The 15,081-nt window shown below is 74.0% G+C and carries 11 protein-coding genes; all 11 read right to left on the bottom strand.

What is annotated here, in order from left to right; all coding sequences use genetic code 11:
* A partial coding sequence (locus ACFV1W_RS32525) for a zinc-binding alcohol dehydrogenase (protein ID WP_380420846.1) occupies positions 1 to 1,340 on the bottom strand: 1,340 nt, incomplete at its 3' end.
* A gap of 39 nt (positions 1,341 to 1,379) precedes the next feature.
* The gene (asnB, locus tag ACFV1W_RS32530) at positions 1,380 to 3,305 is read right to left on the bottom strand and encodes an asparagine synthase (glutamine-hydrolyzing) (protein WP_380420847.1); all 1,926 of its coding nucleotides are present in this window, start codon (positions 3,303 to 3,305) and stop codon (positions 1,380 to 1,382) included.
* Positions 3,306 to 3,308: 3 nt separating this feature from the next.
* Positions 3,309 to 4,835, bottom strand: a complete 1,527-nt coding sequence (locus ACFV1W_RS32535) for a Wzz/FepE/Etk N-terminal domain-containing protein (protein WP_380420848.1) — start codon at positions 4,833 to 4,835, stop codon at positions 3,309 to 3,311.
* On the bottom strand, positions 4,832 to 6,217 hold the full coding sequence (locus ACFV1W_RS32540) for a Wzz/FepE/Etk N-terminal domain-containing protein (RefSeq protein WP_380420849.1): 1,386 nt from the start codon (positions 6,215 to 6,217) through the stop codon (positions 4,832 to 4,834). The genes ACFV1W_RS32535 and ACFV1W_RS32540 overlap by 4 nt, the downstream gene beginning before the upstream one ends.
* Positions 6,214 to 7,392 carry a glycosyltransferase family 4 protein gene (locus ACFV1W_RS32545; protein ID WP_380420875.1) on the bottom strand — a complete coding sequence of 393 codons (1,179 nt, stop codon included), beginning with the start codon at positions 7,390 to 7,392 and terminating at the stop codon, positions 6,214 to 6,216. Before ACFV1W_RS32545 ends, ACFV1W_RS32540 begins: the two co-directional genes overlap by 4 nt.
* Before the next feature lie 109 nt (positions 7,393 to 7,501).
* The gene (locus tag ACFV1W_RS32550) at positions 7,502 to 8,818 is read right to left on the bottom strand and encodes a nucleotide sugar dehydrogenase (RefSeq protein ID WP_380420850.1); all 1,317 of its coding nucleotides are present in this window, start codon (positions 8,816 to 8,818) and stop codon (positions 7,502 to 7,504) included.
* Between the two features lie 76 nt (positions 8,819 to 8,894).
* The gene (locus ACFV1W_RS32555) at positions 8,895 to 10,391 is read right to left on the bottom strand and encodes a sugar transferase (RefSeq protein WP_380420876.1); all 1,497 of its coding nucleotides are present in this window, start codon (positions 10,389 to 10,391) and stop codon (positions 8,895 to 8,897) included.
* A gap of 987 nt (positions 10,392 to 11,378) precedes the next feature.
* Complete coding sequence (locus ACFV1W_RS32560) at positions 11,379 to 12,137, bottom strand: methyltransferase domain-containing protein (protein ID WP_380420851.1); 759 nt, start codon at positions 12,135 to 12,137, stop codon at positions 11,379 to 11,381.
* Between the two features lie 3 nt (positions 12,138 to 12,140).
* Positions 12,141 to 12,923, bottom strand: coding sequence for an SDR family oxidoreductase (locus ACFV1W_RS32565; RefSeq protein WP_380420852.1), 783 nt, complete (start codon positions 12,921 to 12,923; stop codon positions 12,141 to 12,143).
* Entirely contained in the window at positions 12,911 to 13,780 is an 870-nt protein-coding gene (locus tag ACFV1W_RS32570) for a TauD/TfdA family dioxygenase (RefSeq protein ID WP_380420853.1), read from the bottom strand. The genes ACFV1W_RS32565 and ACFV1W_RS32570 overlap by 13 nt, the downstream gene beginning before the upstream one ends.
* Complete coding sequence (locus ACFV1W_RS32575) at positions 13,777 to 15,048, bottom strand: aspartate aminotransferase family protein (protein WP_380420854.1); 1,272 nt, start codon at positions 15,046 to 15,048, stop codon at positions 13,777 to 13,779. Before ACFV1W_RS32575 ends, ACFV1W_RS32570 begins: the two co-directional genes overlap by 4 nt.
* Between the last annotated feature and the right edge of the window lie 33 nt (positions 15,049 to 15,081).

Consider the following 15,081-nt stretch of genomic DNA (forward strand, 5'->3'; position numbering starts at 1 on the left):
GCCGCGGACAGCGCGGTCGTGGTGACGACGGTGGACAGGGCGACACCCTCGCGCCGGGCCAGGTGCGGCAGCAGCATCGAGGTCGCGTAGTTGCCCGCGCCGACGAAGGCCAGCCGCACGGGCGACCCGGAGGGCCTGGCCGGGGCGGACGCGGTGGCGGCGCGGCGCACCACGGGCACCGTCACCGCCGGGGCCTGCGCCGTCTCCTCCCCCACCTGCCCGGGGTAGCGGAACAGCACCGCGACGGCCTTCAACTCGCCTGCCTCCAGCCGCCGGTACGTCTCGACGGCGTCGTCGAAGCCGGCGACGTGGGAGATCAGCGGTTCCACGTCGACCCGGCCGCGGGCGGCGAGGTCGAGGAAGCAGGCCAGGTTGCGGCGCTCGGTCCAGCGCACGTAGCCGATCGGGTAGTCCCGCCCGTCGAGCTCGTACTCCGGGTCGTAGCGCCCGGGGCCGTAGGAGCGGGAGAAGCGGACGTCGAGCTCCTTCTCGTAGTACGCGTTCCACGGCAGGTCCAGGCGGCACTTGCCGATGTCGACGACCCGGCCGCGGTCCCGGGCCAGGCGGGCGGCCAGCTCGACGGGCTGGTTGCTGCCGCCGCCGGCGGCCAGGTACACCTGGTCGACGCCGTGACCGCCGGTCAGCTCGGCGACGGCGTTCTCCACGGCCGCGGCCCCTGGGTCGCCGCAGGCCACCGCGCCCAGCCGCTCGGCCAGTTCGCAGCGCACCGGGTCGGGGTCGGCCCCGACGACCCGCACCCCGGCGGCGGCGAGGAGCTGCACCACCAGCTGCCCGATCAGGCCCAGGCCGATGACCAGCGCCACCTCGCCGAGCTGCGGCTCGCCCTGGCGCACGCCCTGCAGGGCGATCGACCCGACGGTGCCGAAGGCCGCGTGCCGCGGCGCGAGGCCGTCCGGCACCGGGGCATAGAGGTTCCTCGGCACCCAGTTCACCTCGGCGTGCAGCGCGTGCTCGTTGCCCGCGCAGGCCACCAGGTCGCCGACCTTCACGTCGTCGATCCCGGCGCCGACCTGCTCGACCACCCCGCACAGCGAGTAGCCCAGCGGCGTGTAGGAGTCCAGCTTGCCCATCACCTTGCGGTAGGTGGCGGGCAGTCCGTTGACGGCGACGCTCTGCACGACCTTGGCCACCTGGTCCGGCCGGGAGCGGGCCTTGCCCAGCATCGACATGCCAGCCTCGGACACCTTCATCAGCTCGGTGCCGGTGGAGATCAGCGAGAAGGCGCTGCGCACCAGCACCCCGCCCGGCTTGCACCCCGGCACCGGTACGTCGAGCACCGACAGTTCGCCGCTCTTGTAGTTCTGCACAACCTGTTTCACCGGAAGTCCCCTCGCTTCTGAGCCGTCGACTGAGCCCTGCTAGGTCGTGCTGCGGCCGGAGCCGGAGGTCGCACCGCGGTACCAGTGCTCAAGCGTCAGCACGTGCCACAGGTGCTTGGAGAAGTCCCGCTGCCCGGCGGCGTCCTCGGCGGCCAGCCGCGCCAGCGCGTCGCGGCGCAGGAATCCGGACCGCACCAGCTCGCCGTCGTTGATCACCTCGCGCACCAGCGGTGCCAGGTCCCGGCTCATCCAGGCCCGCAGCGGGGCGCTGAACAGGCCCTTGGGCCGGTACACGATCTCCCGGGGCAGGACCGAGGTGGCCGCCTCCTTGAGCACGGCCTTGCCCTGCCGTCCGACGATCTTGCGGTCGCCGGGGACGGCGAACGCCGCCCTGACCACTTCCACGTCCACGTACGGCACCCGCACCTCGGTGGACGCGGCCATGCTGGAGCGGTCGGTGTAGGCGAGGTTGAGGCCCGGCAGGAACATCCGGGCGTCGCCCAGGCACATGCGGTTGACGAAGTCGTCCAGGTCGTTGTCCCGGTAGACGTCCGCGTGCTCGGTCAGCACGTCCTCGACCGCGCCGGCCAGGTCCGGATCGACCAGGGCCAGCAATTCCTCCCGGTCGTACATGGTGTAGCTGCGCCGGAACGCGGTCTCCTCCGGCAGGTCGGCGAAGGAGAGGAAGCGCTTGGCGAACCGCACCGAGCGCAGGCCCCGGTTGGCGGTGGCGACCGGCAGCCGGTCCACGGCGGCGGACAGGCCGCGCCGCAGCGGCCGCGGGATGCGCTGGTAGCGCAGCGCGAGGCGGTTGGCCAGGTGCCTGCGGTAGCCGGCGAACAGCTCGTCGGCGCCCATCCCCGAGAGCAGCACCTTGACCCCGGCCTCCCGGGCGGCCGAGCAGATCAGGAAGGTGTTGATCGCGGCCGGGTCGCCGATCGGCTCGTCCAGGTGGTACGTCATCCGCGGCAGCAGGTCGAGCACGTCCGGGGCGATCTCGATCTCGTGCAGGTCGACGCCGAACCGCTCGGCGACCCGCCGGGCGTAGCGCAGGTCGTCCGGCATCGCCTCGAACCTGGCGTCCTCGGCACGGAAGCCGATGGTGTAGGCGGAGATCCCCGGGTGGTCGCGGGCGGCAAGCGCGGTCAGGTAGCTGGAGTCCAGGCCGCCGGAGAGGAAGGTCGCCACCGGGACGTCGGACAGCAGGTGACGCCGCGTCGACTCCTCGACGACGGCGGCGAGGTCCGGCAGCTCGCCGGCCCGGGCCCGCTCCCGGCCCTCGGCGGCGACCTCCCGCAGGTGCCAGTACCTGCCGCGCTCCACCCGGCCGTCGGGCCGGCAGCGCAGCCAGCTGCCCGGTGGCAGCTTCTCCGCCTCGCGGAACGCGCAGCGCGAGTCCGGCACCCAGTAGTACAGCAGGGAGGCCACCAGTGCCGCCGGGTCCACCTCCAGGGAACCACCGGTGGCGGCGGCCAGCGCCTTGAGCTCGGAGGCGAACACCAGGCCCTCGCCGCGCCGGACCAGGAAGAGCGGCTTGATGCCGAGTTGGTCGCGGGCGAGCACCAGCTCGCCGGTGCGCTCGTCGAAGATCCCGAACGCGAACATCCCGCGCAGCCGGGGCAGGCAGTCCGTGCCCCAGCGCCGCCAGGCCTCCAGCAGCACCTCGGTGTCGGAGGTGCCGCGGAAGCGCACCCCGGCGGCCGTCAGTTCGGCGCGCAGCTCGGGCGCGTTGTACAGCTCGCCGTTGTACGTCAGGACGAGGCCGTCCGAGGCCATCGGCTGGGCGCCGGTCCCGGTCAGGTCGATGATGGCCAGCCGGCGGTGCCCCAGGTGCACCTCGCCGTCACCGAGGGAGTGGCTGTACCGGCCCGCCCCGTCCGGGCCGCGGTGGGCGAGGGTGTCGGTGAGCAGGTCGGTCACGGCCTTCCCGTCCGGCCATCGGTACGTGCCCGCGATGCCGCACATGTCCTACCTCGCCTCCTGGTCGCTGTCCGGGACCCGTGCGGTCCACATCGGTGGTCGTTCCGTGCGCCGCCGGCCCGTCCGGTACTGCCGGACCTGCGGCCCGTTCCGGCCGCGCAGCGCGGTGTGCGGGCCGTCCCACAGGGTGCCGTCGGTCCGGTCCCGGGGGTCGGGGTCGATCAGGACCACCCCGAGCACCGGGATGCGCTGGTCGGCGAGCTGGCGCGCCACGGTGTGCAGCCAGGCGGCGCTGCCGTGCCCGGCGCGCACCACGAGGACGGTCCGGGTGCCGAGGTGGCGAAGGTCGGTCCAGGCCGTGCCGGGCGCCACCGAGCCGACGCCGAGCCGGCGTTGCCCGGGCGGCAGGGCCGGGGCGCGCTCGCCGACGACGACGGTCGGGTCCTCCGGTCCCGGTCGGCGCCGGGAGAGTTGGGAGCCGGGCAGGCCGTCGACGACGACCACCGGCCCCTCCTCGGCCAGTGCCCCGGCGAGGTCCAGGGCGATCGCGGCGGCGCTGTGCGCGCAGCCCAGTTCCAGCAGCGACACCGCCTCCTCGGAGCCCCGCACGGTGCGGGCCAGGGTGGTGGTGAGCCTCGCCCGGGCCGCCCGGGTCCGCCGCGGCCCGCGGCGGACGGCCCGGCGGCGGGGCACCCGGCGCAGCTCCGCGATCACGGAGGCGCCGAGGTTCGCCGCGATCTCCCGGCGCAGCACGGGCCGGTCCGCCACCACGGCGCCGACGGCGGCCACAGCGATGCCGAGGACGAGCCCGAGGACGAGCCCGATCGCGGCGTCGGTGGCGGCGGCCGTGGGCAGGGAGTGCCGCACCGCGCGCGGGGCGTCCACGATCTGCGTGCCGGCGACCAGCCGGGGCGTGCCGACCTGGGCCTCCGCCGCGCGTTGGCCGAAGTCGGTGATGCGGGAGGTGAGTTCGGCCCGGCTGGCGTAGAGCGACTCCAGGTTCGCGGACGCGTTCGGCCCGGTCTGCTTCGGGGCGTCTCCGATCGACCGGTTGACCTGGGCGAGTTGCTCCCGCAGCCGGTCGCGCTGGTCGAGCAGGGCCTTGGCCTCCGCGTCCGCGGCGTCCTTGATCCGCTTCACGTGGTCCGCGACGAAGGCGTCGGCCAGCGCCTCGGCCCGGGCCACCGCTTCCGCTTCGCTGCGGCCGGTCACGGTGATCTGCAGCAGGTTGTTGGTCAGGCCCGTCCCCCCGTAGGCCCGCATGAAGTCCTCCGGTCTGTCCGGGGAGCCGAGGGACCTGAGGGCCTGGTCGGCGATCCCCGTGGTCTGGAGCAGGGCGACGTCGGTGCGGATCAGCGTTCCGGGGTCGTTCGGCTGGTCCGCCTGGTGGGCGACCAGCACCTTGGTCACCGCGGTCGGCGGCGGCGGCCGCAGGACCGCCACGGCCGCGCCGAGCAGCAGCCCGGCCAGTGCCAGGCTGCACCACAGGCGGCGGCGCCTGCGCACGGCGACCACCAGTGCCTGGAGGTCCAGCAGCGGCGCGGCCGACGGCTCCGAAGCCGTACTCGTCGTCATCCCGCGCCTCTCCCCGCGTCGTCTCCGACCGCGAGCGCGGGTTCGACGGCCGCCGGCGCCGGTCCGTCGCCGTCCGGTCGACGGCCCCGGGGCCGCGCCGGGCGGTCCCGGACCGGTCCCGCGACGACGGTTCCGACGAGTTCCTGCCCGGCGTCCGCACACGCCGCGGCGAATTCGGCGAGCTCCTCCGCCGTCCAGTCGCCCGCGCTGAGCACGACCAGCGCGCCGGCCTCGTCCTCGCGGTCCGGCACCAGCGGCCGGGCCACCGGGACCCCCACCACCCGCAGCCGCGGCTCGCTCCCCGCCTCGGCGGCGAGCTGCCCGGCGGCCCGGCGGGCCGTCTCGTCGCCGTCCGGGAAGAGCACCAACAGCTGCCGGGCCTCCGGCAGCTGGTCCCGCAGCCGGGAGCACACCCTCCGGTGGCGGAGCCGCCTGCTCACCTCGTCGCCGGAGGACCGCGGGGCCGGCAGGTCCCACCGGACGTCGAGGCCCAGCAGCCGACGGGCCAGCGCCCGCGGGCCACCGCCCCGCGCCCGGTGCGCGCTCCGTTCCCCGGGGACGTCGACGGTGCCGAGCAGCGCCGAGCCGAGCGCCGCGGCGATCTCGGGCCCGGTGCGCAGCCGCCGGCTCGTCCGGGCCGCGGCGAGGTGGCCGACGACCGCGAGCAGGAAGAACGACAGCGCCCCGGCGCCCACGAGTTGGGTCCGCGTCGGCGGCGCCTCGCCGGACGGGCGGGGCGCCGATCCCATGACGACCATGTTGGCCTTGTTGGCGGCCGGGTCGACCTGGTCCAGCTTCTTGATGGCGTCCTGGAGCGTGGTGCGCAGCTTCTCCAGTTCGGTGCGGGTCTGCACGCTCTCCACGGTCTGCCCCGGATCGGCTGCCGCGGCGAGGTCGGTGATGCGGCGGCTGGCCTGCACCACCAGCTGCCGCAGCGCCTCGGGCTGCGCCGCCTCGGGGTCGGCGCTGTCGCCCGCGATCCGCCCGGCGAAGGTGACGAACTGCTGGGCCACCTGGTCGGAGAGCTGCTGGGCGCGCTCCGGGGTGTCGGCCGTGCCCGAGATCTTGATGATGTTCCCGTCCGCGGCCGTGGCGCTCACCCGGTCCCGCAGCGAGCTGCCGCTGACCCCGGCCCAGCCGAGCGTGGCGGCCGCCCGGTCGACCACCACCGAACTGGTCGCGATCTCCGCCTGGGTCAGCAGTTCGCGGTCCTGCCACACCCCGGGCAGCAGGACCGACGCCGACGCCGTGTAGCTCGGCGGGAACAGCAGCGAGCTGCCGTAGCCGACGAGCGCACCCAGCACGGCGAGGACGGCGAGCAGCCGCCAGCGCCGGCGCAGGATCCGGCCGATCGTGACCAGGCGTACCGTGTCGTCGCTCAACGGCGCGGCCCTGGGCGGCAGGCGGCGGCGTAGGCGGCGAGCAGCGAGCGCTGGGAGTTGCGCCAGGCGAGCGGCCCGTTGATCCGCTCCTGGCCGAGCTTGCCCATCCAGGCCCGCCGCTCCGGATCGTCCATCAGTTCCGCGATCAGCCGGGCGAACTCCCCCTCGTCGTTCGCGGGCGCGTAGACGGCTGCGTCCCCGGCGGACACCCGCGCCTCCCGCAGGTCGAAGGAGACGACGGGCCGGCCCATCACCATGTACTCCAGGACCTTGTTCATGGTCGACACGTCGTTGAGCGGGTTGCGCGGGTCCGGGGAAAGGCACACGTCCGCGGTGGACAGGTAGCGCACCAGGTCGGCGTCCGGGACGCGGCCGGTGAACTGCACCTGCTCGGAGAGCCCGAGCCGCCGCGACAGTTCCACCATCGCGTCGAAGGTGTCGCCGCCGCCGACGAACACCGCGTGCCAGTCGCTGCGCCCGTGCTCGTCCCGCAGCTTCGCCAGGGAGCGCAGGGCGTAGTCCACGCCGTCCTGCGGTCCCATGACGCCGAGGTAGCACAGCAGATGGGGCTTGCCGCGCTTCAGCTCCGGCTCGGGCGGCACCGGCCGGAACCGCTCGGTGTCGGGCGCGCTGCGGACCACGAAGACGTCCTCGGGCCGCCGGCCGCCGCGGCTGAGCGCGACGTCGCGGTAGCTCTCGTTGGTGGCGAGCACGACGTCCGCGGCCCGGTAGGTCCACCGTTCCAGCGCGCACACGGTGCGGAAGAGCAGGTCCTCGCCGCGGTCGAAGCGGGAGAGGTACAGCTCGGGCACCAGGTCGTGCTGGTCGAACACGAACCGCGCGCCGCGCCGCTTCAGCCACAGGGCGGGCAGGAACAGCAGGTCCGGCGGGTTGCAGGCGTGGACCACGTCGACCGGCCCGACCCTGCGGGCCAGCCGGGCGGTGTGCCACAGCGCCGATCCGTACTCCTGGAGGTAGCCGGCCGGGCCCCCGGTGGCTGCGCGCAGGGGGTAGCGGTGGATCCGCACACCGTCGATCACCGCCTCCGGTTCGGTGTCCCGCTTGCTCCCGCGCGGGCAGATGACGTCGACCGTCCAGCCGGCGTCGCGCAGCGTCGTGCACTCCTGCCACACCCGACGGTCGAACGGCACGGACAGGTTCTCCACCAGGATCAGCGCGCGACGGTTCCGCCCGTCGCGGCCGACCGCGTCACTGGCCGATGCGTCACTGGCCGACGTGTCACTGACCGACACGTCACCGGACGGTGCGTCACTGAACGATGCGTCACCAAGCAAGGCCCGCGTACCCCGGTTCGGCCCGGCGCGCGTCGGCGTCGGGGAGGTGGACGAGATCGACGATCACCGGGCCGCCGCCGGGCGGCAGGGCCGACAGCACGGCCGGGTCCCTGGTCCCGACCACGCACACCTCGGCGTGGTCGAGCACCTCGCCGACGGACTGCGCGAGCAGCTGGGCGAGGTGGGGCAGCCGGGTCTCGATGTACTCGCGGTTGGCGCCGAGCAGCCGGGAGAGGTTCACGTTGGGGTCGTAGATCCGCAGCTCGTAGCCCTTGCCGAAGAGACGCTCGGCCAGTTCGACGAGCGGGCTCTCCCGGAGGTCGTCGGTGCCGGGCTTGAAGGACAGGCCGAACAGGCCCACCCGGCGCTTGCCGGTGCGCTCGACCAGCTCCACCGCGCGCTGGAGGTGGTCGGAGTTGGAGGGCAGCACGTGGGACAGGATGGGCACCGAGACGTCGGCGCGCCGCGCCGCGTGGACCAGGCTGCGCAGGTCCTTGGGCAGGCACGAACCGCCGAAGGCGAAGCCGGGCCGCAGATAGGCCGGGCTGATGTTCAGCTTGCGGTCGGCCAGGAAGACGTCCATCACCTGGTGCGAGTCGACCCCGAGCGCCCGGCAGACCGCGCCCAGCTCGTTCGCGAAGCCGATCTTGAGGCCGTGGAACGCGTTGTCCGCGTACTTGATCGCCTCGGCCGTCGGCACCGGCACCCGGAACACCTCGCCGGGCAGCCCCTCGTACAGGGCCGCGACCACGTCACCGCTGGCCGGGTCGAGTTCGCCGATGACGGTCTTGGGCGGGTCGAAGAAGTCCCGCACGCTGGTGCCCTCGCGCAGGAACTCCGGGTTGACCGCGACCCCGAAGTCCGCGCCGGCGGCGCCGCCGGCGTGCTTCTCCAGGATCGGCACCAGCAGGTTCAGGCAGGTGCCCGGGAGCATGGTGCTGCGGAACACGACCGTGTGCCGTCCGCCCCGCTCGGCCACCGCGGCGCCGATCTGCTCGGTGACCCGCTCCAGGTAGGTGGTGCACAGGCTGCCGTTGGGCTCCGACGGCGTGCCCACGCAGACCAGCGACACCTCGCTGCCCACCACCGCCTCGCGGACGTCACCGGTGGCGCGCAGCGCTCCGCTCCGCACGACCTCGGCGATCAGCTCGCCGATCCGCTCCTCGACCACCGGGGCCTTGCCGTCGTTGACCAGGTCGACCTTCACCTGGTTGACGTCCACCCCGATGACCTCGTGGCCCAGACTGGCCAGGCACGCGGCCGACACGCAGCCCACGTAGCCGAGCCCCAGGACGCTGATCCTCATGACCCGTTCCTCCCCTCGGGCAGGCCCTTCGGGCCGGCCATCCGCGCGCCGACCGGACGACGACGCCCCCCGGCCATCAGTAGGCCCCCTGCCCCTGGAGCACCGCCCGCAGCGTCTTCCACAAGATCACCGCGTCCAGGGCGAGCGACCAGTCCTCCACGTACCGCAGGTCCAGCCGGACCGCCTCCTCCCAGGGCAGGTCGCTGCGTCCGCTGATCTGCCACAGGCCGGTGAGCCCGGGTTTGACGAGCAGCCGACGCCGGATGTCCGGGCCGTACGCGGCGGACTCCTCCGGCAGCGGGGGCCGCGGCCCGACGAGCGACATCGAGCCGGTGAGCACGTTGAGCAGCTGCGGCAGCTCGTCGAGCGAGTACCGGCGCAGCACCCCGCCGACCCGGGTCACCCGCGGGTCCCGGCGGAGCTTGAACAGCAGGCCGGCACCCTCGTTGCGGTCGGCCAGCTCGGCCCGGGCCCGGTCCGCCCCGGCGACCATGGTGCGGAACTTCACCAGGGTGAACTGGCGGCCGTCCTTGCCGACCCGGTGCTGCCGGTAGAACACCCCGCCCCGGCTGTCCACCAGCACGAGCAGCCCGACGGCCACCATCAGCGGCGCGAACAGCACCAGCAGCACCGCGGCGCCGAGCCGGTCGACGACCGCCTTGACCGCCCGCGGGCCCCCGGTGAAGGCGGGCATGCTGACCCGCAGCATCGGGATGCCGAGCACCGCGTCGACGTGCAGCCGCGGGCCGGCCACCTCCATCAGCACGGGGGCCACGACCATCTCGGCGTCGCCGCCCTCCAGGTTCCAGGCCAGCCGCTGCAGCCGGTCCGGCGACCAGTACGGGTCCGGGGTGATCGCGACGACGCGGTAGCCGTCCCGGCGGACGTGGTTGGCGACGTCCGCCAGCCGGCCGACGACCGGCACGCCGTCCAGCCGGTCACCGCCGGGGCCGAGGGCGTACGGCGTGCACACCGCCTCCACCCGCCAGCCGAGGTGCGGGAACTTGCGGGTCCGGGTGATCAGGTCGCGCACGGTGGCCGGGCTCCCGGCGGCGAGCACCGGGCGCAGGCACCGTCCGCGGTTGCGCTGTTTGTGCAGCCACAGCCGCAGCAGGTACCGCTCGGTCATGGTGACGAGCGTGATCGCCGGGATCGCGACGAAGATCCAGAGCTTGATGTTGTGCGAGGTGAGGGCGATCCCGCCGAGCGCCAGCATGACGGCCGCCGTGAACAGCGAGCGCCCGAGCCGGCGGAACTCCTCGGCGCCCTCGCCGAGTACGGCCGGGGCCCACGCGCGGGTCGTCGCCAGCGCACCCAGCACCAGCAGTTCGGTGCCGAAGGCGAGGATTCCCCACTTCTCGTGCCAGTTGGCCGCGTCCCGGACCCCGAAGAAGCCGCCTGTCGCCGCCACCACGAAGGCGGTGGCCACGGTGTCGCCGACGATCACAGTACGGCGGTACTGCTGCTCCCAGTCGATCCCGGGCCGGCTGAACCTCCCGTTCCTCGGGCGCCCCGGCGCCGGTGGAAACGGGCCGACTAATTCCCCCTCCCCCTGCTCAACGGCTCCGTCCAGGTCGCCAGTGGGTTCGACGTGCTCGCTCCACACGATTCCTCCCCCCGGGAGGTCCGCGCCTCCCGCACCTGTTCGTTTCCTCCCCCCGGGAGGCTCCGCCTTCCGTGCCGCGCCGTTCCTGGCTCCGGGAGGCCCCACCTCCCGCGCATGGCAAAACCGGCCACTGTCGCGCTACTTGAAACTCCGGACCCGCCCAGGGCCCGATTCCGGGCACCGAGAACCGATCACCGAACACCTGTCGCCGGGAACGCGACTACCCACCGTCCGCAGCACCGGACCCGCGGTTCATGACCTGTCGCGCCTCGCGTCCTACCGAGCGAAGTGAAAAACAATCTAGAGCATCGGGGGGCACCGAAGAGGGGGATATGTGAAACACGTGCACGATATTTGAAGCCGGACCCACCGAATGATCACCGACGGGGGCGGCCGGACGCCGTGGACGTGCCGGGTGACCTGCGAGGACGGACGGGTCGGCTCCGGCCGGGCGCGGGGGCGTCAGGTGAACCGGGGGAAGCCCCGCGCCCGGGCCGGGAGTTGCCTGGCTCGGCCGGTGACCTCGACGGCCGCGGTCCGGCCGGGGCGGTGACGGTGACGGTGACGGTGCGCATGTGAGGGAGTGCGCGGCTACGACGTTGACGGCGCCGCCTACAGCGACCGGGGCAAGGAGAACTCCTGGCCCGCGACTTTCGCCGTGCCGAGCGAAAGGCTTGCGACCCGTCGGCTGACGGCTCGTCACGGACGACTTCGCGCGCCGTACGGCTCACCCGCTCCGGTGGCGCCGCCCTGCAGCGGCGCCACCGGTCCGTCACTCCCCCGCGGCGTCGAGCAGGATCCGGGCCAGCTCGCGCGGGCGGGAGAACATCGGCCAGTGGCCTGTGGCGCGCCCTCCCGCCGGTCGACGCCCAGCGGTCGGGTTGTGCACGGACGTGAGCCGCTGCGCCCGTGCTCCCTCCGGTCGTTCCGCTTCCGGCGGACCCGCCGGGCCCGTCAGTCCGACCGCTCCCGGTGGCGCCACCGCACCGGGTCCCCGGCCGGCACGGCGAGCCGGCCCGAGCCCGGGGCGGCGGGTGCCGGGGCCCGGCGGCCGGCGCAGGTGAGCACCAGCATCTCGTCGGCCCCTGGCTGGAACTCGTACCCCACCCGCTCGATCCGGCTGCCGATCCCGGCGACCGCCAGTTCCCCGCGCAACCGTTCCAGGCCCCGGTAGCGCTCGCCGGTGTCGTACACCGTCACCGGGAAGAGCCGCACCTCCCGCCGGGCCACCCGGGCGAGATCCAGCAGCGCGGCCCGCTGGAAGTCCTCGCCCAGCCGGTTGCCGTACGAGAAGACCAGGTGCGAGCTGAGCACCAGGTCGAAGGAGCGGTCGGGGAAGGGGAGTTCGGGCAGCGACCCGGCCACGTAGCGCTCCGGGCGGGCGGCGATGTCGGCCCGGAACAGCCGGGAGTTGGCGGTCCACTGCCGGATCAGGTCGTCGGCGTCGGTGTACCAGGACCGGACGAAGCCCGCCGTCTCCTTCGCCAGCAGCTCACGCTTGAAGCTGGTCTCCCGCTCGACCAGCAGGCCCAACTCCTCGCGGTGCACCGCGTATTCGCGGTCGACGGCGACCGCGTCGACGCCCCGGCGCCCGGCTTCGGCGACGAAGCTCGCCGCACCGCCCGGGCAGTCCAGGACGCGCCGGTCGAGGTCTCGGTCGGTGAGCGCGAACATCGCGCGGTACTCGGCGAAGGAGCGGGCGCTGACCAGCACGGCTCACCCCCGGCCGACGAACGGCATGGTGGCCGGGAGCACCACCAGGGACTGGATGCTGGTGTCCGGTGGCTGGGAGGCCATCAGCAGCAGCGCCTCCATGAAGCGCTCCACCGGGATGGTCGCCTCCACCGCCATCGTCCCGTCGGCCTGCATCGCGGCGGGCTGCGGGCCGCCGTCCGGCGGGGCGACGTTGCCGACGTCGATCTGTCCGCAGGAGATGCCGTACGGGCGGCCGTCCAGCGCCAGCACCTTGGTCAGGCCGAGCACGGCGTGCTTGGCGGCCGTGTAGGCGAGGGAGTTGGGTCGGGGCACGTGGGCGGAGGGCGCGCCGTTGTTGATGATCCGGCCGCCCTGCGGGGTCTGGGTGCTCATCAGCCGGAAGGCCTCCCGGGCGCACAGGAAGCTGCCGGTGGCGATGGTGTCCAGGACGCGGTTCCAGTCGCTGAACGGCGTCTCGGTGATCGGCCGTCGGGGGGCGGCGGCGCCCGCGTTGTTGAACAGCAGGTCGAGCCGGCCGTACCGGTCGCGGACGGCGTCGAACAGCCGGGCGACCTCCTCGGGGCTGCGGATGTCGGTCGGTACGGCCAGCACCCGCTCGGGGTCGACGTCCGCGAGTGCGGTGGTCTCCTCCAGGGCGTCCTTGCGCCGCCCGGCCAGCACCACCGTCCAGCCGGCGTCCAGCAGGGCGAGCACGGAGGCCCGGCCGAGCCCGCTGCCGCCGCCGGTGACCAGCGCGACCTTCCCGTGCGGCAGGGTCCCGGCCGGTCGGGTCACGGCGTCCACGTCTCCCCCTCGTTGAGCCAGATCCGCAGCATCCGCCGGGCGTGCGGGCCGGGTTCGTCCACGTAGGCCGAACGGCCGTGCAGCACCCGGCTGTTGCGGATGACCAGCAGGTCCCCGGCGGCCATCGGCAGCCCGAAGGCTATCTCCGGGCGGTACAGCACCTCGTCCAACACGCCCAGCGCCTCCCACTGGCGGTCCGTCAGTTCCGGGCCGCCCCGGTCCGGCGAGGAGCGGACGGTGCGGGTCTGGTAGTAGCAGCCGATCGTCCCGTCCTTCCTCGGGTACAGGATCGGGGTGACGACCCGCTGGGGGCCCGCCCGGCCGGTCCGGTCGAAGGTCCAGTCCTGGCAGAGGGTGGCCAGCGCGTCCGGCCGCTCCCGCCCGATCAGGTCGTGGACGTGCCGGGCGCTCGCCAGCTTGGTCAGTCCGCCGCCGTGGCGGGCGGGTTGGAGGCAGAGCAGGACGAGCAGGTCGCAGGTGTCGCAGTGGAAGCCGAGTTCGGTGTTGCCGTCGCCGTCCTGGTCGTGCAGTACCGAAGTGAGGTCACCGCGCCCGTTCTGCGGCACGATCCGGCCGAGGTCCCGCAGCAGGAAGGAGAGCACCTCGGTGATCTCCCGCTCCGGCCGCGCCGGGTCGACCAGGTTGGCGACGTGGGTGAGCCCGACCGAGTCGATGCTCTCCCGCATGAAGGACCGCAGCCGCTCGCGCACCGGCTCGCCCGCGCCCCAGCGCCCGGCCAGGGCGTCGGCCCGCAGCAGCCGGCGTTCCTCGTCGCTCAGCGGAAGCGACCACAGCTGCCGCCTGGCCTCCAACTCCAGGCTGCTCCAGCCGATCTCGGTCACCGCATGCTCGTTCACAACGCCTCCTCCGGCCCGGCCCCGGCCGCGACGGCCTTGGACCAGAGCGCCAGTGCCTCGTCGATCTGCGCGGCCGTGACGACCAGCGCGGGGACCATCCGGACCACGTTGAGGTGGATCCCGCAGGTCAGCAGCAGCAGGCCGAGGTCCGCCGCAGCCTGCTGGACCCGCCGGGCGGCCTCCGGATCGGGCGAGCCGTCCGGCCGGCGGAACTCGCTGGCCGCCATCAGCCCCCGGCCCCGGACGTCGCCGATGCCCGGCGCCCCGGCGGCGACCGCGCGCAGGCCGTCCAGCAGCCGGGCGCCCTGCTCGGCCGCGTTCTCGACCAGCCGCTCCTCGCGCAGCACGTCCAGGGTGGCCAGGGCGGCGGCGCAGGCCACCGGGTTCCCGCCGTAGGTGCCACCCTGCGAGCCGGGCCAGGCACGCTTCATCAGCTCGGTCGGCGCGGCGACGGCGGACAGCGGGAAGCCGCTGGCCAGGCCCTTCGCGGTGATCAGCACGTCGGGCAGCACCCCGGGCTCGTGCTGGTGGGCCCAGAACCGGCCGGTGCGGCCGAAGCCGGTCTGCACCTCGTCCATTACCAGCAGGATGCCGTGCCGGTCGGCGCGCTCACGCAGCCCGGCGAGGAAGCCGGCCGGGGCCGGGACGTAGCCGCCCTCGCCGAGCACCGGCTCGACGAAGATCGCGGCCGTCTCGGCGGGCGCTGAGACGGTGGCCAGCACCTCGTCCAGCCCGCGCAGGGCGTGCGCGACCGCCTCCTCCGGCGACAGTCCGAGGCGGAAGGCGGCCGGGAACGGCGCCACCGCGACCCCGGGCACCAGCGGGCCGATGCCCGCACGGAAGCGGGTCCCGGCGGTGGTGAGCGAGGCCGCGCCCATGGTGCGGCCGTGGAAGGAGCCCTCGAAGACGATCGCGTTCTGCCGCCCGGTGGCGTGCCGGGCCAGCCGCAGGGCCGCCTCCACCGCCTCCGTCCCGGCGGTGGCGTAGAACAGCGAGTCCAGGCCGGGCGGCAGGACGTCACCCAACCGCTCGGTGAGGGTGAGGAGTTGGTCGTGCAGGACGGTGGTGTACTGGCCGTGGAGCAGTCGGCCGGCCTGTTCGCGGACGGCCTCGACCACCCTGGGGTGACAGTGGCCGGTGCTGGTCACTCCCACGCCGGAGGTGAAGTCGAGGTAGCGGCGGCCGTCGGCGCCGTAGAGGTGGAGGCCTTCGCCGCGCACGGCGACGACGGGGGTGGCCTGTTTCAGCACTGGGGAGAGCTGGGACAACGGAGTCTGCCTTCTCTCAAGGGCCTGAGTTAC

Origin of the sequence: Kitasatospora sp. NPDC059648 (assembly GCF_042734825.1) — a bacterium.
Taxonomy (GTDB): Bacteria; Actinomycetota; Actinomycetes; order Streptomycetales; family Streptomycetaceae; genus Kitasatospora.